General features: G+C 36.5%; 22 protein-coding genes and 1 rRNA gene. 20 read left to right on the top strand and 3 right to left on the bottom strand.

Translation table 11 applies throughout. The features are described 5' to 3' along the window. The first annotated feature begins 2 nt into the window (after positions 1 to 2). The 3 genes from J2Z40_RS16265 to J2Z40_RS16255 all read left to right on the top strand — a co-directional run bounded on the left by J2Z40_RS16265 (position 3) and on the right by J2Z40_RS16255 (position 1,598). On the top strand, positions 3 to 383 hold the full coding sequence (locus tag J2Z40_RS16265) for a rhodanese-like domain-containing protein (RefSeq protein ID WP_066400153.1): 381 nt from the start codon (positions 3 to 5) through the stop codon (positions 381 to 383). A 203-nt stretch (positions 384 to 586) separates the two neighbouring features. Then, positions 587 to 928, top strand: a complete 342-nt coding sequence (locus J2Z40_RS16260; RefSeq protein ID WP_066400154.1) for a lmo0954 family membrane protein — start codon at positions 587 to 589, stop codon at positions 926 to 928. Between the two features lie 22 nt (positions 929 to 950). Further along, entirely contained in the window at positions 951 to 1,598 is a 648-nt protein-coding gene (locus J2Z40_RS16255; RefSeq protein ID WP_066400155.1) for a PspA/IM30 family protein, read from the top strand. Between the two features lie 127 nt (positions 1,599 to 1,725). Here the strand turns inward: J2Z40_RS16255 and J2Z40_RS16250 are convergent, their stop codons facing one another. Together J2Z40_RS16250 and J2Z40_RS16245 are read right to left on the bottom strand one after the other, a co-directional pair. Continuing rightward, a complete protein-coding gene (locus tag J2Z40_RS16250; protein ID WP_066400156.1) occupies positions 1,726 to 2,787 on the bottom strand; it encodes a metal ABC transporter solute-binding protein, Zn/Mn family in 1,062 nt (353 codons plus the stop codon). Positions 2,788 to 2,954: 167 nt separating this feature from the next. Beyond that, the gene (locus J2Z40_RS16245; protein WP_066400800.1) at positions 2,955 to 4,523 is read right to left on the bottom strand and encodes a Vga family ABC-F type ribosomal protection protein; all 1,569 of its coding nucleotides are present in this window, start codon (positions 4,521 to 4,523) and stop codon (positions 2,955 to 2,957) included. Positions 4,524 to 5,389: 866 nt separating this feature from the next. Here J2Z40_RS16245 and J2Z40_RS16240 point away from each other — a divergent pair. From J2Z40_RS16240 to J2Z40_RS16185, 12 genes are all read left to right on the top strand, one after another. Further along, positions 5,390 to 5,911, top strand: coding sequence for a YbaK/EbsC family protein (locus J2Z40_RS16240; RefSeq protein ID WP_066400158.1), 522 nt, complete (start codon positions 5,390 to 5,392; stop codon positions 5,909 to 5,911). Positions 5,912 to 5,985: 74 nt separating this feature from the next. Continuing rightward, positions 5,986 to 6,756, top strand: a complete 771-nt coding sequence (locus tag J2Z40_RS16235) for a 2-keto-4-pentenoate hydratase (protein ID WP_066400165.1) — start codon at positions 5,986 to 5,988, stop codon at positions 6,754 to 6,756. 122 nt (positions 6,757 to 6,878) lie between these two features. Beyond that, entirely contained in the window at positions 6,879 to 7,796 is a 918-nt protein-coding gene (locus J2Z40_RS16230) for a CBASS cGAMP-activated phospholipase (protein WP_066400168.1), read from the top strand. Positions 7,797 to 7,928: 132 nt separating this feature from the next. Continuing rightward, complete coding sequence (locus J2Z40_RS16225; protein WP_066400170.1) at positions 7,929 to 8,504, top strand: TetR/AcrR family transcriptional regulator; 576 nt, start codon at positions 7,929 to 7,931, stop codon at positions 8,502 to 8,504. Between the two features lie 75 nt (positions 8,505 to 8,579). Next, positions 8,580 to 8,927 (top strand): DMT family transporter, encoded by a 348-nt coding sequence (locus J2Z40_RS16220; RefSeq protein WP_066400801.1) that lies wholly within the window; start codon positions 8,580 to 8,582, stop codon positions 8,925 to 8,927. A 2-nt stretch (positions 8,928 to 8,929) separates the two neighbouring features. After that, positions 8,930 to 9,244, top strand: a complete 315-nt coding sequence (locus tag J2Z40_RS16215; RefSeq protein ID WP_066400173.1) for a DMT family transporter — start codon at positions 8,930 to 8,932, stop codon at positions 9,242 to 9,244. A 113-nt stretch (positions 9,245 to 9,357) separates the two neighbouring features. Beyond that, complete coding sequence (locus J2Z40_RS16210; protein ID WP_066400176.1) at positions 9,358 to 9,906, top strand: NADPH-dependent FMN reductase; 549 nt, start codon at positions 9,358 to 9,360, stop codon at positions 9,904 to 9,906. A gap of 170 nt (positions 9,907 to 10,076) precedes the next feature. Further along, entirely contained in the window at positions 10,077 to 11,366 is a 1,290-nt protein-coding gene (locus J2Z40_RS16205; protein ID WP_066400177.1) for a polysaccharide deacetylase family protein, read from the top strand. A gap of 138 nt (positions 11,367 to 11,504) precedes the next feature. Then, a complete protein-coding gene (locus tag J2Z40_RS16200) occupies positions 11,505 to 12,260 on the top strand; it encodes a DUF2087 domain-containing protein (RefSeq protein WP_066400178.1) in 756 nt (251 codons plus the stop codon). 16 nt (positions 12,261 to 12,276) lie between these two features. Beyond that, positions 12,277 to 12,633, top strand: a complete 357-nt coding sequence (locus J2Z40_RS16195; protein WP_066400180.1) for a GIY-YIG nuclease family protein — start codon at positions 12,277 to 12,279, stop codon at positions 12,631 to 12,633. Positions 12,634 to 12,859: 226 nt separating this feature from the next. Further along, a complete protein-coding gene (locus J2Z40_RS16190; protein WP_066400182.1) occupies positions 12,860 to 13,207 on the top strand; it encodes a PadR family transcriptional regulator in 348 nt (115 codons plus the stop codon). A gap of 31 nt (positions 13,208 to 13,238) precedes the next feature. After that, positions 13,239 to 13,835, top strand: a complete 597-nt coding sequence (locus tag J2Z40_RS16185) for a hypothetical protein (RefSeq protein ID WP_066400183.1) — start codon at positions 13,239 to 13,241, stop codon at positions 13,833 to 13,835. A 134-nt stretch (positions 13,836 to 13,969) separates the two neighbouring features. Here the strand turns inward: J2Z40_RS16185 and J2Z40_RS16180 are convergent, their stop codons facing one another. Then, entirely contained in the window at positions 13,970 to 14,800 is an 831-nt protein-coding gene (locus J2Z40_RS16180) for a DUF368 domain-containing protein (RefSeq protein WP_066400190.1), read from the bottom strand. A 334-nt stretch (positions 14,801 to 15,134) separates the two neighbouring features. Between J2Z40_RS16180 and J2Z40_RS16175 the strand changes: the two genes are divergently transcribed. The 5 genes from J2Z40_RS16175 to J2Z40_RS16155 all read left to right on the top strand — a co-directional run. Continuing rightward, entirely contained in the window at positions 15,135 to 15,344 is a 210-nt protein-coding gene (locus J2Z40_RS16175) for a hypothetical protein (RefSeq protein WP_066400192.1), read from the top strand. A gap of 403 nt (positions 15,345 to 15,747) precedes the next feature. Beyond that, a complete protein-coding gene (locus tag J2Z40_RS16170) occupies positions 15,748 to 16,953 on the top strand; it encodes an MFS transporter (RefSeq protein ID WP_066400193.1) in 1,206 nt (401 codons plus the stop codon). 518 nt (positions 16,954 to 17,471) lie between these two features. Next, positions 17,472 to 18,725, top strand: a complete 1,254-nt coding sequence (gene hflX / locus J2Z40_RS16165) for a GTPase HflX (protein WP_425351425.1) — start codon at positions 17,472 to 17,474, stop codon at positions 18,723 to 18,725. A gap of 27 nt (positions 18,726 to 18,752) precedes the next feature. Then, complete coding sequence (locus tag J2Z40_RS16160) at positions 18,753 to 19,658, top strand: macrolide 2'-phosphotransferase (RefSeq protein WP_066400196.1); 906 nt, start codon at positions 18,753 to 18,755, stop codon at positions 19,656 to 19,658. A 372-nt stretch (positions 19,659 to 20,030) separates the two neighbouring features. Further along, positions 20,031 to 20,098: ribosomal RNA gene (locus tag J2Z40_RS16155) — 16S ribosomal RNA — on the top strand; the annotation flags it as partial.

The following is a 20,098-nucleotide window of genomic DNA, read 5'->3' as shown; positions in this document are numbered from 1 at the left end:
GAATGAAAAAACACTTATGTGTATTATTTTCATGTGCATTTCTATTCGTTCTTGCAGCTTGTTCTAATAATGCATCATATGAAAATATTGATAATGAAAGAGCTAAGGAAATGATAGATAATGAACAGGCAGAAGTCATTGATGTTCGGTCAATTGAAGAGTATGAAGCTGGCCATATTCCAGATGCAACTGTATTGCCACTTGACGAAATGAATGAGCGAATCTCAGAATTAGATAAGGATAAAACGTATATCCTTGTTTGCAAAAGCGGAAATAGATCAGGTCAGGCTGGAGAAATATTGGCTGAAAATGGGTTCAACGATATATACAATATAGAAACAGGTATGAATGAATGGCCTTATGAAGTAGAGAAAGGCTTGTAAGGATCTAGTTAGAATAGTGAGATCTAGCAGAGAGTGTCCAAAATCAGTTTGGATGCTCTTTTTGTTGTGAAAATCAGCTCTAATATCTAAAGGGCTGACTCTACCTAGGTCCCGAGGCTTAGTTGAAAATAAAGCGCAAGCTCGTTATTTGAAATGATCAATAAAGGTAAGATGGAATTAAGATAACGAAAGGGGTAAACGAAATGAAAAAATTAATTTTACTTTTAGTTGGCGGTATTTCAGCAGTGATCTTACTTTCTACCATTGGTCCGATGATTGGATTCCTTGTTAGCCTAGCGCTTCTATATTTCATTTTCAAACAATTTTTAAAGACAGATTCAACAGGTGGAAAAATCGGACTAGGGATTGTTGGTTTCTTTATTCTAATGGCTTCCATTCAAAATGCACCTGCAATCATTGGTGTTGTTGCAGCATACGTACTGTACCTTGTTTATAAGAAATGGAATGAAAATAAAAAGGTAACAGTAAAAGAGACAGATCCGTTTGTTAATTTTGAAAAGCAGTGGAATGACATCATTAAATAAATTAATTGAAGGAGAATGAATGATGACAAATCTTTTTACGCGATTGAGAGATACACTTAAAGCTGATTTAAACGAGGTGCTTGACAGAAAGGAAAATCAAAACCCGATTGGATTGCTTAATCAATATCTTCGTGAATGTGAGCATGAAACAGAAATCGCAAGAAAACTTGTTGATCGACAAGTTCAATTGAAGGATGAATTTGAAAAGGAACTTGTAGAAGCGGCAGAGCTTGCTGAAAAAAGGAAGCATCAGGCAGAGATTGCTTCAAAAGCAGGGGAAACGGAACTTTATCAATTTGCTTTAGCAGAACAAGATCATTATTCAGATCGTGCAGATCGCTTAAGAGTCTCACTTAAATATGTACAGGGTCAGTTGGAAGAATTAGAAGGTAAATATGAAGAAATGAAGCATAAGCTGAAAGACATGCATATTCGCCGAATGGAATTAATGGGACGTGAAAATGTTACAAGAGCGAATCATCAGATTAACAAGGTATTGGACGTAAATACGAATTCTGATAAACCATATTCTCGGTTCCAAGAAATAGAAAGCTATCTTGATCGTTTAGGGGAACAAGTGGATCGATCGTTTTATAGAAGCACAATTGATGCAAGGGTGGCTCAATTAGAAGCTGAGATTGAAATAAATAATGGGAAATCGATTTCTTAAATAAATGAAACGATATGAAAAGTCAAAGGGCATTGAGCCCCTTGGCTTTTTTTTATAAAACAGAACGAATATTTGTAAATAAAATAATCCCAGATACGATTAATCAGATAGGCCGGAGCGATCGATATTAATCATTTAAAGCGGTCTTAATCGTTTCTAGATTCCTTCGCATAATGCTAAAGTAATCATCATCTTGCTTCAAATTCTCGTCTGTAATTGCTTCTAGATTATGAAGAATAAGAGATTCTGCTCCTATTTCTTTTTGAATAATTTCTGCTACTTTTGTTGATAGGTTCTGTTCGAAGATCACGTATTGAATTTGATGTTCCTTCGATTCTTCAATAATACTTTGCAAGCCTTTCTGTGTAGGCTCCTGTGTTGGAGACAAGCCTGCGGTCGCAATTTGTTCAATTCCGTATCTTTCCTCCCAATACCCATAGGCAGCATGAGAAACGAGTAAATACTTTGTTTTTGAATGCTCAATTGTACTTTTAAATTCTTCGTCAAGCTCTTCTAAATTATCTTTTAGTTGTTCAAAATTAGTTTCGAATGCTGCTCTATGTTGAGGCATTAATTGGATTAGTGAGTTTTTTATATTAGTAGCTAGTTCAATTGATAGAATGGGATCTAGCCATACATGAGGGTCAAAGTCGCCATGGTGATGGTCGTGATCTTCATCTTCATGTTCGTGGTGCTCTTCAGTACTTTCTACCTCGTGTCCATCTTTGTCATGGCTATGTTCGCTTTCATCATGGTTATGTCCATCTTCCTCATGACTATGCTCATGCTCATGAGTTGATTTTAATAGATCGATGCCTTCTCCAGCTTTTAAAATAGTAACTTTCTCATTCTTCAAAGATTCGGTTGCTTTGTCCGCAAACCCTTCGATTCCAACACCTGTATAGATGAATAAATCAGAATCTGCTAATGCAATCATATCTTTCGTAGAGGGCTCAAAGGAATGAGCATCCACATTTGGCGGGTAAATACTCTTAACATCAACATAGTTTCCGCCAATTTTTTTCGTGAAATCTTCAAGTGGAAAAATAGTTGTTAAAACGGTTAATTGATCCTCAGCCTTGTCTACTTTTTCCTCGTCTACCTTTTTGGCTGTTTCTGTGTTTCCGCAACCTGCAAGGATGAGACTGAATGTAAAGAGGGAAGCGAGAAGTGCCTTTTTTAATTTCATTTTTGTAAACTCCTATCTTTTTTTATTTTTGCATATGCTCAGTGTTATAAATCGTAATAATTACGTTTTATATTCTAGAGTAAGATTATGAGTTTGTAAATGATTTTATGCTTTATTAATAAAACAACGCAAAAAACGGCAGAATTTATTCTGCCGTTTTGTCATCACTAATTAGTCAATTTGCGTTTTTCTGCTAAAAGCTTTTGAAATTCTATTTCAAGTTCATCGGAAGGCTCAATACTAAGGCGGCTGAGTACTTCTGTTATTCGTGTCTCTAATAGGAGCCGCTGTTCTTCTTTCATATCGCGTGCCTTTTTGGGGGTATAGTTTTTGTATTCCTCATATGTTCCATCAAATAATTGGATTTCTTGTTTGTTGATCGCTAAGATTCGCGTGGCAATGCTCTCAATAAATTGCCGATCATGGGAAACAAAAATAACAGTTCCTTCATACTCCTGTAAGAGAGATTCGAGTGCTTCTACTGACGAGATATCGAGAAAGTTTGTTGGTTCATCTAAAATAATGGTATTAATTTCACTCACAAATAATTTTGCGAATGCTACTTTTACTCGTTCCCCGCCACTTAGAACACTAACAGGCTTATAAACATCGTCTCTGAAAAAGTGCAGTCTCGCCAGGATTGTCCGTATGAAGGTTTCATTCTGTATCGAGGTTGTGCTGACATTCTCCAGAATTGATTTCTCCGTATTTAAAATATCGATATTTTGGCTGAAATAGCCGATTTTCATTGAAGGGGAGATCGATATCCCTTTGTCTTGATTCATTATTTTTTTTACGAGCGTTGTTTTTCCGCAGCCATTCGGTCCGATGATGGCAAGCTTTTCTCCTCCACGTACGTGGAAGCTTGCAGATTTCCAGAGTAATTTCTTGCCGATCGAACATTGCAGATCTTCTGCACGCAAAACAATCCGTCCTTTAAATGTTTCTTCATTTGGCAAATTCATTTTAATGACAGGTGCATCTTTGACTTTATCCACTTTATCTAGTTTTTCTAAACGAGTTTCGATCGCCTTTGCCGTTTTTTGTAGTTTTTTTTGCTTTTTAGCGAAGTAAGGCTTGGCACCAGTAATGCTTGCTTCAGAGGCACTTACATTCTTTGGCGTTTTCGTTGCTCTTTCTGCTTTTTTCTCTTTTAAAATTAACGCTTCTTCCAGTTGTTTTTTCTTTCTTTCATATGTTTCGTACGCTTGCTTTTGCTGGGTACGCTCCAATTCCTTCTGCTCGGTATAATCGGAGTAATTACCCTTGTAAACATTCACTTTGCCCTCGTCAAGTTCCCAAATGGTTGTGCATATGGCATCTAAAAATGTCCGGTCATGTGAAACAATGACAAGTGCGCTGAGAGATTTCTTGAATTTCTTTTCCAGCCATTCAATATGGCTCGTATCGAGATTTGTTGTTGGTTCATCTGCCAGCAAAATTTCAGGGTTCTTTGCCAGAGCCGCGTTAATATATTCCTGTGTTACCTCACCGCCGCTTTTTGTCGTATTGGTTCTTTTTAGCTGTGGCAAAAGCTCACATAGGCCATTTGTTGCGATAGTTCCACTGTCAGGAGCGGTTTTCCCCGATAAAACCTCTAATAAGGTCGTTTTTCCACAGCCGTTCCTTCCAACAAGGCCAATTCGATCATTTTTTTGAATCTGTAATTTTTCCATATCTAATAATAAACGGTCTTTTATATATAATTTAATATTGTTAGCTTCTAATAGCATCATACAATCATCCCCATTTCTATCATGTGCTGGAGACACAAAAATGCCTCCTATCTACATTCAGAATAGGAGGCGCAAGGTTACACAAAAAGAGACTGATCCCTTGTTGGGCCAACCAATGAAACCTAATCCTATTCTGAAAACCTCGATTGAAGACAACACGAAATAGAGCAGATACCTGCTTACTAATACGGTCTTCAATTGATTGCTTTCGAAAAATAGGATTAGAACTTCATTTAATTGGGTCACCCTTTCGCTTTTAATTAATTTTACGATATACAATTCAGTTGGATTTGTCAATTGCTAATGAGCCCAATAAATGCAAGGGTTAGTAATTTAATGTTATTACAAAAGATATATTGATACCCCAATCGTTTCTAAAAATAGAGGATAAATGCCCATCAAAGGAAGTTGTTTCTTATAATCAATCGTACTCGCGACTTTAATCCGTTCTACCTTAGGAATTTGTCCCATAGACCGCTCCAATGGGACAAAACCGAATAGGCGTAAAAGGAATTTGTCTCATAGACCGCTCCAATGGGACAAAACCGAATAGGTGCAAAAGGCAAATGTCCCATAGACTGCCTCAATGAGACAAAAACGAAACACTCAAAAAGAAAATGTCTCATAGACCACTTCAATAAGAAGAAATTACTTTCCCCAAGACTCTCAATGATTATTTTATTTGAAATTTTAGTGATTTCTATGTTAGTCAACCCAATACGAACGGTTTGTTTATCAAAACTGCCTTTTTAAAAACTTGAGAATTATAACACAGATATTTACCCCAATTGGAAGTATCTTGTTGCTTTACTGTGGTAAATAATAGTATTATTTTACTTAATATTCGGAAAGAGAGGGTGTACAAGATGTCATTTGAAAGTGTGAAAGCTCATTTTGAAAAATGGAACCGAGAAAAGGATATTATGGTGTTTGATACTTCAAGTGCAACTGTTGAATTGGCCGCTGAAGCTTTAGGTGTGGTTTCTGCACGAATTGCAAAGACGCTATCTTTTCGTGGAGAAGGCGACAAAGCGATTCTTGTTGTTGCTGCTGGTGATGCAAAGGTAGATAACAAAAAGTTTCGTCAGGCATTTCAAATGAAGGCTCGTATGCTTTCAGCTGATGAAGTAGTCGAGCAAACAGGACATGTAATAGGCGGTGTCTGCCCTTTTGGTTTAGCTAAGGATCTTGATGTCTATTTAGATGTCTCAATGAAACGATTCGATACACTATTCCCAGCTTGCGGCAGTACGAACTCTGCAATTGAACTGACATGTAATGAAATATATGAATTTTCTTCTGCAAAAGATTGGGTGGATGTTTGTAAAGGTTGGGAAGAGGAGACAAACTCCGCAAGTAACAGGGGGTTATCAGAAATTAACCGATGATTAAGGGATACATATGAAAAGCTATATGAAGGGAAATCAGAATATTACAATATAAAAGAGGGGGAGTAGGTACCATGGGGAATGTGCAGGAAACCGTATCAACAATCTTAGATGTTTATCAAACTAGACAGCCTCTTGCGGCAATAAGCGGGGAACATTTTAGCAAGAAGAAGGAATATTATGATGTTCAACATACATTAGTTCAAAGGAAAATGCGGGAATATGATGGGGAAGTGAAAGGCTTTAAAATCAGCTTAACAAACACCGGCCTTCAAGAGGTTTTTAAAACAGATTCTCCGGTATATGGTACACTGCTTGATCGAGATGTGTTGGATGTTGGTACGATATTCATGAATGATTTCTTTGATCCGCTAATAGAGGCAGAGCTAATGTTCATTGTCCAAGAAGATATTTCTCTTGATGCAGATGAGGACGAGCTACTAGCGAAAACAATAATCGCACCAGGCCTGGAGTTGCCAGATAGCCGAATCAAAAACTGGTTTCCTCATATTTCAGTCGGTGAGTTAATTATGGATAATGCAGTAACAGGAAAGGTGATTGTTGGCGAGCCAAAAAAGTGGGATGCATCTATTCCGTTAGCTGATCTTTCCGTCAAGCTTTTTTATAATGATCAGCAGGTTGCGGAAGGTACTTCAAGCTTTGTTTTGGAAAACCCAATCCATGCAGTAAAATGGCTTCATCAGGAATTGGCGTCTCAGAATAGAATCTTGACAAAAGGGATGATTATTTCTTCTGGTACATTCATTAAACCACTGCCATTAAAAGTGGGGACATATCGTGTTGTTTTTGATCATTTCGGAGAGATAACACTCAACATATTGTAATATAGATTCCATGCCTGACCCATTCTAGGTCAGGCATTTTAAATTTCATTAAACTTTTTTCTGCTTAAGGTTTACAGGATAGGGAACAGTAGAGTGAAAGACATAATTTCAAGGTGAAAAGGATGAAAATGCTCTGCGTCGATGGCGGTGGGATTCGAGGGGTGTTTGCTGTTGCGATCTTACAAGAAATAGAGGAAGAATATAAGTGTCCGATTGGTGATTTATTTGATGTGGTGGCTGGAACGAGTACGGGCGCAATTATTGCTGCGTCTGTCGTATTGAAGAAAAGTATGAATGAAGTGATGGAAAGCTATCAATTATATGGAAAGAAAATTTTTGTGCGGCAGGCGAAGGTTGGTTTATTCAAAAGTGTATATAGCGATCACTATTTACGACGTTTTTTTCGAAAAGCTTTTGGGGAAATGGCACTTGCAGATTTAAAAAAGCCGCTTCTAATCCCAGCAGTAGATGTAACGAACGGGAAGCCTTTTATTCACCGTTCGAATTATGGACATGTAGAGAACGATGATTTAACGATCAAGCTGTGGGATGCGGTTCTCTCCTCCTGTTCTGCACCGGTCTTTTTTCCGCCTAATAATATAAATAATGAGTATTTATCGATTGATGGGGGATTATGGGCGAATAATCCATCACTCGTTTGTGTGACTGAGGCCCTTCATCAATTCAAAAAAGAGGTGAAGGAAATAGAAATTTTATCTATTGGTACAGGTTTGCAGCATATTGATTTTACAATAGGGAAGGACAAATATTGGGGGGCAAAGCAGTGGCTGCCGTTTCATCTCCCATCTTTAAAGATGACGCCAAAGCTACTTGATTTGGCTTTGCAATTGTCTTCCGAATCCGTTACCTATCATTGTCAGCATTTGCTTGGTGACAACTATTTTCGCTTAAATGGAGAGCTCGGAGAAGAAATGCCCTTTGATGAAATAAAATTTATGGACCAGCTAATTGATTTAGGTAAACTAGCTTTTCAGCGTAAAAAGGACGAGGTTCTGACTTTTTTGAATAAAAATGCTTGACGACGAGTATGTCTTTTCATTTATGTATTCAAACTTTATATTAATAGCAGGTGAGTTAATTTTTTGACAGCACCTGTTCCTCCATCTAAAATGAATGAAAGTCAGTCATTTTAGATGGAGGGGCTATGGTCAATGAATAAGAAAGAGAAAATTGTTCATGCTGCGATTGAAGTGTTTCGAGAAAAAGGAATTGAAAAGACGAAAATTGCGGATATCGTAAAGCTAGCAAATATTGCACAAGGTACATTCTATTTATATTTTCCATCCAAGCTTTCTGTTATGCCAGCTATTGCAGAAGTCATGGTAGAGAAGACAATTTCAGCAGTGAAAAATGAAGTTCGGGGGGATGCATCATTTACAACGCAACTTGTTCAAATAGTGGATGCCATCTTTAAAATAACTTGTGATTACCGAGAAATTCTTGCGCTTATTTATGCAGGAATGGGATCGACGGAGCATATTAAAGAGTGGGAGACCGTGTATGAACCTTTCTATTCTTGGATTAGCCAATTTTTAAAAGAAGCAAAGGAGAATGGAAATATTCGTGATTCTATCCACGTGGAACGAACAGCGAAGCTAGTAATTGGTCTTGTTGAATCAGCAGCTGAACAAGTTTATTTATATGATACGAAGCAGGATGACGAGGCTTCAATACAAAAGGCCGAGGTTCTATCCTTTCTTAAGCATGGATTAAGTATTCGCGAATAGGATGAAACAAGCCGTACATTTGTTTGAACATAAAAATGAATGACAGTCAGTCATAAGATAGGAAGAGTAATGCAAATGAATAAAGCGTGGTTTTATGTTTTTTTAACTTGTCTGTTTGAATTAATTTGGGTGTATGGATTTAACGAAGCAGAAACATGGTGGCAATGGGGGATTGTCATTGTCATCATTCTAGTAGACTTCCACTTTTTGCCGAAAGCATGTGAAAGCTTGCCGACTGGTACCGTGTATGCTGTTTTTGCAGGTGTGGGAACAATTGGAACGGCATTAATGGATATTTTCCTTTTTGGAGGAAGTTTTAGTATGGGGAAGCTTCTATTTATAGGTATATTAATAGCGGGTGTAATCGGTTTGAATCTTGCTGATAATCAATCAGAGGACAGTATATCGAAAGGAGCTGCATAAGTATGGGGTGGATGTTTGTTCTCCTTGCCGCATTAAGTGAGATGATTGGCGTGTTTGGCCTTAAATTATACAGTCAGAGGAAATCTATCAAGCATGGTGTCATTTACCTTGGAGGATTTGGTGCTTCCTTTGCTTTTTTATACGCTTCCTTTCATTATCTGCAAATAAGTATTGCCTATTCAGTTTGGATTGGAATTGGAACAGCGGGAGCCGTTTTATTAAATATGGTGTTTTTTGGGGAGTCTAAAAATAAGCTAAGACTTGCGAGTGTGGCACTTATTGTGATTGGGGTAACGGGATTAAAGGCCCTTTCTTAAACATTTATTTCTTAACGGGAAGTCGAGAAGGTGGAAAATAGTATTCCTTTAAGATAAAGTTTTTATAGATCACTGTTAGCAAGCTTTTAAAAATGTAACGGAGGGATGAATGGATGAAGATTACAGCTTTAGTCGGAAGTAACCGAAAGGAATCCTATAATAAAAAACTAATTGAGTATATGCAAAAACGGTATCAGGAAAAGGTAGAGATTGAAATCTTGCCTATTGAGAATCTTCCAATGTATAACCAAGATGATGAGCTGGATCCTCCAGCGATTGTGAAATCAATAAAAAGTAAAGTATTGGAAAGCGATGGGGTATTAATCGCAACACCTGAATATAACCATTCGATACCGGCGCTGCTGAAAAATGCCATTGATTGGTTTTCGAGGGTGGAAAAGGTCATGGTGAATAAACCAGTAATGATTGTAGGAGCAACAATGGGTGTACTAGGAACAGTACGTGCCCAAATGCATCTTCGCCAAATATTGAACTCAGGTGGAATCGCAGCTCGTACTTTGCCAGGGAATGAAGTATTCATTGGTACCATTCAAGAGAAAATGGATGAATCCGGGACAGTTATTCACGAACCAACGATTCAGTTTCTAGATTCGGTAATGGAAAACTACGTGGATTGGATTGTTAAAACGAAGAATTTATAAAATGTGTGATTTGCCTAATCTAGATATGAGGTCCCTTTCATATTTGCGGATTAGGTTTTTTTTATAGGGCTGCTGTTTGAAAGAGTTTTGATGCCAAAAAGGTTGGTTGATTACAACAGTCATCATTCTGCTGAAAAATTGAATCAACACAGATAAGGGAGGTGTAGTGCTTGTTTAAGCTAAATAAGAGCGTAAACATCATGGTCGTTGTCTTCTGCGTTCTTTTTTTGTCAGCCTGTCAGTTGCAAAGGACTGCTCCAGAGGAGTCACTTGAACAAAGGGAGAGTGCCCTGCAACCAAAAGAAGCGGACTCGACTTCTATTTTACTAAATGAAATTTTAGAGTTGGCCAATATTGGAATGACTTTGGGCAGTCAAATAAATGTGCTAGAAAGTAAAATGGAACAAGTAAAAGCCGAATGGGGAGAACCAGATAAGCTGGACCAGGCAGGTAAAGGGTCTTATGCAACCTATGACGGGAAGAGGGTTGCTGTGGGCTTTAATGAAGCTGGTGAAATTTTTGATGTTCGATCATATGCGAATAGTCTGAGTGAACTAACACCTGCGTTCATTAAGGAGACCATTGGCCAGCCAGATCAAGTAAGGAATGTGAATAATGAAGAAATCTATGTTTATGAATTAAATCAAATGATCGAACTAAAATTCATTATTCCCAATAATAGCAAGGCTGTACATCATCTTTCTATTTTAAATCAAGACCGAGTAAATGTGGATAAAACGAAGGAGGTGTATGTGCTTGATATTAAAGGGCAATCTAATCAATTAACTGCATCTGCATGGGAGAGTATGAACGTTTGGCGAAAACAAATTGTTGCATTTGCTAAAGAGCATGAGAATGTTTATATAAATGGACCAAATAAGAAACAAGTCGCTCTGACATTTGATGATGGACCAGATGATAATGTAACGTCAGCCATTATTGATATATTAGATAAGTATCGTGTGAAGGGAAATTTCTTTTTCCTAGGCAGCAATGCAGAAACATACCCGGATGTTGTGATCAAGGCTTATGACGGTGGCCACATAGTCGCAAGCCACAGCTATAATCATGTTGAATTAACGAAGCGATCTCAAGAAGAAATCCAAACGGAAATAGAGCAGGCAGGTCAGGCAATTAAATCGATAATCGGAAAAGAACCTGCTATTCTCCGTACACCATATGGGGAGACAAATAAACAAGTGGCAGCAATTGCTAAACAAGAGGAGTATTCGATTGTTCTATGGTCCATAGATACATTGGATTGGTCACAAAAAGAGGCGAGCAATATTGTGAGCAATGTGATGCAAAATGTTCGAAATGGCGACATTATCCTTATGCATTCTGATTCAGAGAAAACGGCGACTGTAAAAGCACTGCCCAAATTAATAGAGGCATTACAGAAGGAAAAATTCGAGATTGTTGATTTAGAAACTTTATTAAATGTGAAAGCTTATCAATAGAAACATGAGAAAATAATCTGTCATTTTGTCAGATTATTTTTTTTGAGTAAAGATATTTTCAATGTTTGTTTGACATTAAACAAACGAAATTATAAAATGTCTATTATTAAGCAAACAAATAAAGGTTGTGACTAATAATTGGGAATATCAGAAGTTTTTTGGGATGCTTCAATCGAGGAGTTAAAGCAAGGTTATAAAAAAGAGGATCATCATTATATATGTCTTTTATGTGGAGAGACAACTGAAAAAGGGATTGTATATCAAGCAGAGGGTGTTTTTTACGAAGCAGAGAGATATATGGCCATTCATATTGAAGCTGAACATGAGTCGGTATTTGATTACTTGATTGATCTTGATAAAAAGCTAACAGGATTGACTGATCATCAAAATCGTCTTCTTCGCCTATTTTATGAGGGCAAGAATGATGTTGAAGTGCAAAAAGAAATGGGCATCGGCAGTGCATCAACCATTCGAAACCACCGTTTTGTCTTAAAAGAAAAAGAGCGTCAAGCAAAGTTATTTTTAACAATGATGGAGCTTTTAAAAGAGAAGGACGATCATAAACCAGCTTTCATTGATATTCACAAAACAGCAAGAATGATTGATGACCGTTACAATGTGACGAAGGAAGAGAATGAAGAAATCTTGAAGAAGTTTTTCCCTGAGGGGATAAATGGACGATTGAAATCCTTCCCACCTAAGGAAAAGCAAAGATTAGTCGTTCTTCGAGCAATAATAAAACGATTCACCCCTGAAAAGGTCTACGGGGAAAAGGAAGTGAACGAGTTATTAAATACAGCTTACGATGATTATGTGTTAGTAAGACGCTATTTAATTGAATACGGCTTTTTAGATCGAAAAGTGGATGGCAGCAAGTATTGGTTGAAAAAGTAATCGGGAGGAAAGAGAAATGGATAGAAAAAAAGAACTAAAGCAGCAATACAAAGAAATTAAAGTGGAAGCAGGTATTTATCAAATAAAAAACAGAATAAACGATAAAATTTTTATTGGCAGCACACCAAATTTTAAGTCATTAAATGGTACAAAATTTTCGTTAAAGAATGGCGTTTTTACGAATAAAATGCTGCAAGCAGAATGGAACGAATTTGGGAAGGATGCTTTTGACTTTGAAGTTTTAGAGATTCTGAAAAAGAAAGATAATCCATATTACAATGAAAAGAAAGAATTAGAGAAATTAGAAGGAAAATGGCTGAATCAGCTCCAGCCATACGGTGAAAGAGGGTATCATCAGGAGAAGCCCCTTTAAAAGGAGTATAAATGGAACTAAAGAGATTAATCGAAAAGACGACTCAAAATCCAGATTTTGAGTCGTCTTTTCGATTTAAAGTGATCAGTTTGTATCAATTACTCCTCATCTGACCAAACATTAAGATTATCCTAAAAAAAGGATAAAAATTACTTTGACAGGTAGAGTAATATAGAGTACTATTACTCTATCAGATTGAACAGTGAACGTACAAGGATGTGTCAACATGATTAGAAGTGATAGTATTCGTGGTCATTTAGATCCAATTGTTTTGCGCCTAATTTGTGAAGAGGATCGTTATGGCTATGAACTTTCAAAAGAGATCAGTTTACGCACAGATCATCGATTTCAGATTAAAGAAGCAACATTATATTCTGTATTCCAGCGGCTTGAGAAAAAGGAATTAATAGAATCCTATTTAGGTGAAATTTCTCAAGGGGGAAAAAGAAAATATTATCGAATAACAGGGCAAGGAAAAGCATACCTTCGAGAAATGGTTAAGGAATGGAAGGAAGTAAAATCTGTAATTGATTTGTTTATGGATGGGTTCATGCGTGAGCGAGAAAATAATTAATTTGAAAATCAGAAGAAAGTGTAGGTACATTATGGAGGAAAATAAAGTATATATCATATTTACTGATACAGGCACACTATTTACGAAACTAATTAAGCTATATACGAAGAAGCCTCTAAATCATGTATCTATTTCATTTGATAAACAATTAACAAATATATTCAGCTTTGGTCGTAAGAAGCCTTATAATCCTTTCATTGGTGGATTCGTAAGAGAAAGAATTGCTGAAGGATTATTTAAAAATGCAAAATGTGAAGTATACAGTTATTCTTTATCAGAATGGGAATATAACCAAATGCAGACAAAGGTTAGTCAAATGGAAGCTGAAAAAGAATTATATAAATATAATTTATTAGGTCTTTTTGCCATCATGCTAAATTATAATCTTGATCGAAAAAAAGCATTCTTTTGCTCGGAGTTTGTGGCAACTGTTTTAAATGAAAAAAAAGGCTTGCTTAGTAAATCCCCAAGCCTGTGTACTCCCCAAGATTTATTATCAATGAATGAATTAGAATTAATTTATAAAGGAAAGCTAATTTACTACCCGCATCAGGAAAATGAGAACATGGTCGAAGATGATTTTCATTTTGGGAAATCAATCCTATATAAGTCACCTGATTTTAGCTAGCAATGATTGAAAAAGGAATTGTTAACAGATCAACTAAGACTGAAGCTTTATCACTAGACACTTATAAAGTATCCAACTAAAAGAAACATCTCTTACACTTATGTGAGAGATGTTTCTTTTTATAAAATGCCCGATCATGACGTGCTGGAGGTTTTTCTCTTTCTAGGGGAGCTAAATAATACTGCTACAACAAGTCCTGCTAAAAATGTCATAATGGATATGGCGATGGATAGAGTATCAGAAGGGATGCCCGGAAAAATGATTACAACAGATCCAAGGATTAGCCCAATAATAGCTGCATACATTATATGTGTATAGTGAGTTAATAAATAACTAATGGCCTTACTGCTAACGAGCAAACCAACAATTACTCCTGCTCCAATAACAGCAATGATTGGAATATTTAAGTTTGATAAGGCGCCAATCGCTGTTGAATAAACACCAAGCAGAAGCAAAATGAAAGAACCACTAATTCCTGGCAATAGCATCGCCATACTCCCAGCCCAACCTGCTAGGAAAAGTCCAATAGCATTTGCCCCATTTAATTCTGTGATCGGTGTCGTATCAGCTGGCTTAATGAAGGCTGTTGATGCAAGCAACAGTCCAAGAAGAACGATAAGAATAAAATGTCCTGCTTTAAAATTTTTCTTTATATCAGCTTGCCTACTAAGAAAAGGCAATACCCCAATTATAAGCCCTACAAAGAAAAATTGTGTCGGCTGATGATGGTTTTCAAGTAAATACTCAATTACTTTACTTAAGGATAACATAGCAATTCCAATTCCTAACCCAAGAGGTAATAGAAAACCGAGGTGCTTTTTCCAATCACGGCTTAAAATGCCGCTTATTGCTGCTAATAGTTGATCGTAAATGCCTAATATAAAAGCAATTGTGCCTCCACTAACCCCAGGAATTAAATCAGTGATCCCCATAATAAATCCACGATATATATTTCGCCATTGCATTGTTACGCTTCCTCCTATTGAATGTTCAATCAATACTCTGCGTCGTTCGTTCCTATTAATAATAATCAATCGTATACTTAAACCTTAAATAAAGGATGGTTCTTTTTGCATTAATGCTTGGAAAGTATAAACCACTTAACTTAACATTGCAAGGAAAGTCATTTGGCGGTTTATGTCGGTGAATCCCTTTTCAATGATACGATGAATGCCTTCTTCTTGTAATAAACTTATGAATAAAAGTATTGGGGCGGATATGGTGCTTTTTTCTAATTATAATAATTTCAAGTATGGTCAAGATATAGAAGTAATTTCAAATTGATAAGGAGAGATATGTGTGCCTCAACAGATGGATGTCAATCAATTAAACCAAGCAAAAGCCAATGTAACATTAACACAAACACTATTAAGCCAAGCTATTGAAAAGTCTTCTTCAGACCCAACTTTAGCGGAACAAGCACTCAAACAGGCAGCAGAAGAAATTGCGCAAGCTCAATCAGCTGTAAGTCAAGTTCAGAGTGCAATAACAGCCCAGAAGTCTGAATAAATACGTTTGTATGTAAAAAGAGGAGCTAGGTGTCTTTAAGCTGTTCCCTTTTTGCGTACTCGCACGGGAAAATGTAAGTATAAGAACAAGTATAAAAGCAATGTATTTCACGATTGAAATCACATTGCTTTTTATTACGTTATATGGTGGTTCACCGTAATGCTTCATAAAAAAGTCCCCATCTAAATAAGAGGTCGCTTCCTTAATTAAATAACAAGTAGAAGTAAAATAAACGGAGAATGGATATGGATATTTCCCCTACTTGCGATTTCCTAATAAAAAATCTATTGTTCTATTGACACATAAAATCCTCCATGCTATTATAAAATCTTTTTAGCGGCTGTAAAAAGTTCATAAAAGAATAAGAGATATGATGAGTATTTTTTAGAAAGAGGTGTACTCTATGACGAGTGATCAACGGAAAAAATTAACCATATTGATGATCAATATGTTTATTGCAATAGGAAGTTTTGGGATTATTATCCCGATTTTGCCTGCTTACTTGGAATCGATTAATCAAGGAGGAACGGCTGCCGGCTTAATGATTGCTATTTTTGCTGGTGCGCAGTTAATTTTATCTCCTATTGCTGGTAAATGGACGGATCAATATGGCCGTCGAAAGATGATTATCTATGGTCTTATTGGTTTAACGGTCTCCATGTTTATTTTTTATAGTTCTGATTCGATTTGGGTACTGTATGCTTCTCGCTTTATTGGCGGGGTAGGGGCAGCACTACTTGTCCCTGCGATATTCGCTTATGTGGCAGATATAACAACGATGGATCAACGGGCAAAAGGAAATAGCTTTGTTTCAGCTGCAATGTCTCTTGGAATTGTAATTGGACCTGGAATTGGTGGCTTTTTAGCAGACTTTGGTCTTAAAACCCCCATCTTAATATCAGCAATTGTTTCACTTGTGGCAGTTATCTTTTCAGTTGCTGTTCTAAAAGAAAGTAGACCAGATCAGGTGATTGAAGGGATGGGCAGCCAAAATGAAGAGTCTATGGCAAGAAAGATGATTCGATCTGTGAAAATGCCTTATTTTGTCCCTTTAATTATTACCCTAGTATTAAGCTTTGGTTTAATGGCGTATGAATCAGTGCTTGGGCTTTTTGTGGATAATCAGTTTGGGGCAACTCCTCAGGAAATTGCCTTTATGGTAACATCGACTGGTATTGTTAGTGTGATAGTCCAGTTGTTTATTGTTGACCGTTTAGTTACAAGGTTTGGTGAGGGGAAAATATTGAATGTGTTTATTGGTATTTCAGCAATTGGTTTTCTACTCTCACTCATTGCCTCTACCTACGCGTTCTTTTTTGGTATAACTCTTCTTATCTTTCTTGCTACCTCAATCTTGCGTCCCGTTCTTAACACGCTTATTTCTAAATTGGCTGGAAATGAACAGGGATTTGCAATGGGAATGAATAATGCTTATATGAGTATAGGAAATGTATTAGGACCAACGTTAGCAGGGATACTTTATGATGTGAAAATCATTTATCCATTTGTTCTAGGACTTATCCTTTTAGTCATCACATTAATCGTGACAATCATTTGGCAAAAACGTTCATTTAGAAAAAATGCACCAGTAAAGCTTCAGGGAATGTAAAAAATGAACAGTTATTATGGTATTGATTTTTCGTTTATGATAAAATAATGGTAACTATAAATGAATGGAGGTTTTCCTTAGTGTTGTACAGCAGACTACGATTCCAAACTTTGAACAAGTAATTGAATAGTTCAAGGCTCTGCCTGTGTGCGGAGTAAATGGGATTGGTCTGCCTTACTTTAAGGTAACCTTATTTTACGATATGTGAAAAGAGGGTGGGTGACGAACTCAGCCTCTTTTTGCTGTCTTAAAAATAAAATAACTCATATAAGTACATGAAGTTTACCAATTATAATTTAGGAGATTTACAACTGTAAAATTCTGGAATTATAATAAAGGGCTTTGTGTCGTCTTTTATATGAAAGACCATTCGTACCTCTTCAGAAAGTTTTTTTCTGGAGGTTTGTTTGATGCAATGCCGAATGGGGTGTTTGCGTATTTCGTATTAAGTCTAATCCATTTACTGAAGCACAGGCAGATTGCCTGTGCTTAATTTTTTTATAATGGAGGGATTATATATGAAAAGAAAGGCCATTTTAGTTGGTGTAAATGTAGATAGTAGTCAAGTGGATTTTGAATATACAATGCAGGAGCTAGTCAATTTAGCTCTTGCATGTGATATTCGTGTTCTTGGGGAAATCACTCAGAATTTACATCATGTGAATAAATCATTTTATATAGGCAGTGGAAAAATTCAAGAGCTACTTGCATTAATCAATGATAAGGAAGCCGATATTGTCATATTTGATGACGAGCTGTCACCTTCACAAATTCGTAATTTAGAAAAAGAGTTAGGCTGTGCAGTGATCGATCGTACAATGCTCATATTAGAAATTTTCGCTAATCGGGCAAAAACTCGAGAGTCTCAGCTTCAAGTAGAAGTAGCAAGGTTAAAATATATGCTCCCCCGGTTAGTTGGAATGAGGGAGTCCCTTGGCCGACAAGGTGGAGGAGCAGGATTGAAAAATCGAGGAGCAGGTGAAACGAAGCTGGAGCTTGATCGCCGGAAAATTGAACTGAAAATAGCAAGTCTAAATAAAGAACTTGAGAAACTAGTAGATCAGCGAAGAACACAAAGAAAGCGGCGAAGAAAAAATAATATTCCTGTTGTTTCATTAGTCGGATACACAAATGCAGGAAAGTCTACGATCTTGAACGCTATGTTGGAAAAGTATAATGAATCTAGTGAGAAGCAAGTCTTCGAAAAAGATATGCTCTTTGCTACGTTGGAAACTTCAGTGAGGAAGGTGAGGCAAGCCGATAATAAAACCTTCTTATTAACTGATACAGTAGGATTTATAAACAAACTGCCTCATCATTTAATCAAGGCGTTTCGTTCAACGCTTGAAGAAGTGACTGAAGCTGATTTGCTCATTCATGTTTTGGATTATTCGAATCCTTATCATAAGGAACAGATGGAATTAACAAATGAGATTTTAAAAGAAATTGGAATCAAAGGGATACCTGTTATTTACGCTTATAACAAGACGGATTTAGTTAAAGGAGAGTTTCCATCCAACCTTAAGGATCTCATTTATTTATCTGCGAAAAAAAGAATAGGTTTAGAAGAATTAATTCAGCTAATCAATCAAAAGATATTTAATCAATATATTCGTTGTGAATTGTTTATCCCTTATGCAGAAGGAGAGCTGGTTGCTTATTTTAATACAAACAGCCACGTAATATTTTCCGATTATGATGACAATGGAACGAAGCTAATTGTGGAGTGTTCAAGATCTGATGCTGATAAATATAAGCAGTATAGAAAATGATTTTACGGAGAAAAGGAGTGCATGAAAATGACATTATCAAACGAACAAGTAATTGAAAAAGCAAAACAACATGGACTAATGTTAAAAGAGGATTCGTTGAAAAGGAATGAATCAGGTTTAGATTTTCAAGTTGTTATTGCAGCAGATATATATGAAGAAAATTGGGTTCTTCGTATTCCTAGACGTGCCGATGTTATTTTGACAGCTAAAAAGGAAAAGCAAATCTTAGACTTTGTAGGGCAAAGATTATACATCGAATCACCAAAGTGGACAATTTTTTCAGAAGAGCTAATTGCCTATAAATTATTAAAGGGTGTGCCAGCAGGAACGATTGATGCGGAGGCGAAGGCATACGTATGGGAATTGGATGAAAAAAATATTCCTGACATTTTTCATGAAACATTAGCAAAAGCGATGGCAGACTTGCACGCGATTAACATAAAGGAAGCAGAACAAGCGGGCCTAGTAATCAAAACAGCGGAAGAATTACAAAAAACAATGCAAGAGCGAATGGATAAAGTAAAATCAGTATTTGGTGTTAGTGAAGAGCTCTGGACACGATGGCAGAAGTGGCTGGCAAATGATGAGCTCTGGCCAAAACAAACAGCAGTTATTCACGGTGATTTGCATGCTGGCCATATCTTAATTGATAAAGAAGCAAAAGTAACTGGTTTTATTGACTGGACTGAAGCACGTGTCGATGATCTATCTAATGACTTTGTTGTTCACTTAGCTGCTTTTGGTGAGGATGCATTGAAGAGGTTAATTTATGAATACAAAAAAGCAGGAGGATATGTATGGCCTTCTATGATTGAACATATTACTGAATTACTTTCAGCATTCCCAATAGGAATTGCGGAATTTGCAATGAAATCTGGATCGGATGAATATGAAGAGATGGCAAAGCAAGCTCTAGGTGCAATTAAAGAATAAGTGTAGGAAGATTATTATAAATGATAATATATTTAGAGCAGGGGATTAGGAAATACATTCCCCTGTTCCTTATTTAATTAAGGTTTAGGTTTATTTATAGGATACTATTATATCTAAGAATGATTTGGGTATTAAGATGTATGAGAATTAATTTGAAACTTTTTTTAGATATTTAATTGACATCTAAAAATATGTTTGGTAAGATAAGTCTTGTCGCTAAGACGACGATAATTATTTTAGAAAAACATTTGACAAGGATTTATTAAGATGTTATATTAATATCCTGTTAAGAAAAATAGTTCTTTGAAAACTAAACAAAGCAAAAACGTCAACGTTTAAACTTATTTTTTTATTTTAGAGCTAATCAACTCTTTATTGGAGAGTTTGATCCTGGCTCAGGACGAACGCTGGCGGCGTGCCTAATACATGCAAGTCGAGCG

The sequence above is a fragment of the Cytobacillus eiseniae genome (genome assembly GCF_017874625.1).
In the GTDB taxonomy this organism is placed as follows: domain Bacteria; phylum Bacillota; class Bacilli; order Bacillales; family Cytobacillaceae; genus Cytobacillus; species Cytobacillus eiseniae.
Note: the sequence above shows the minus strand (reverse complement) of the source record. Positions and strands in the feature narration are given on the sequence as shown.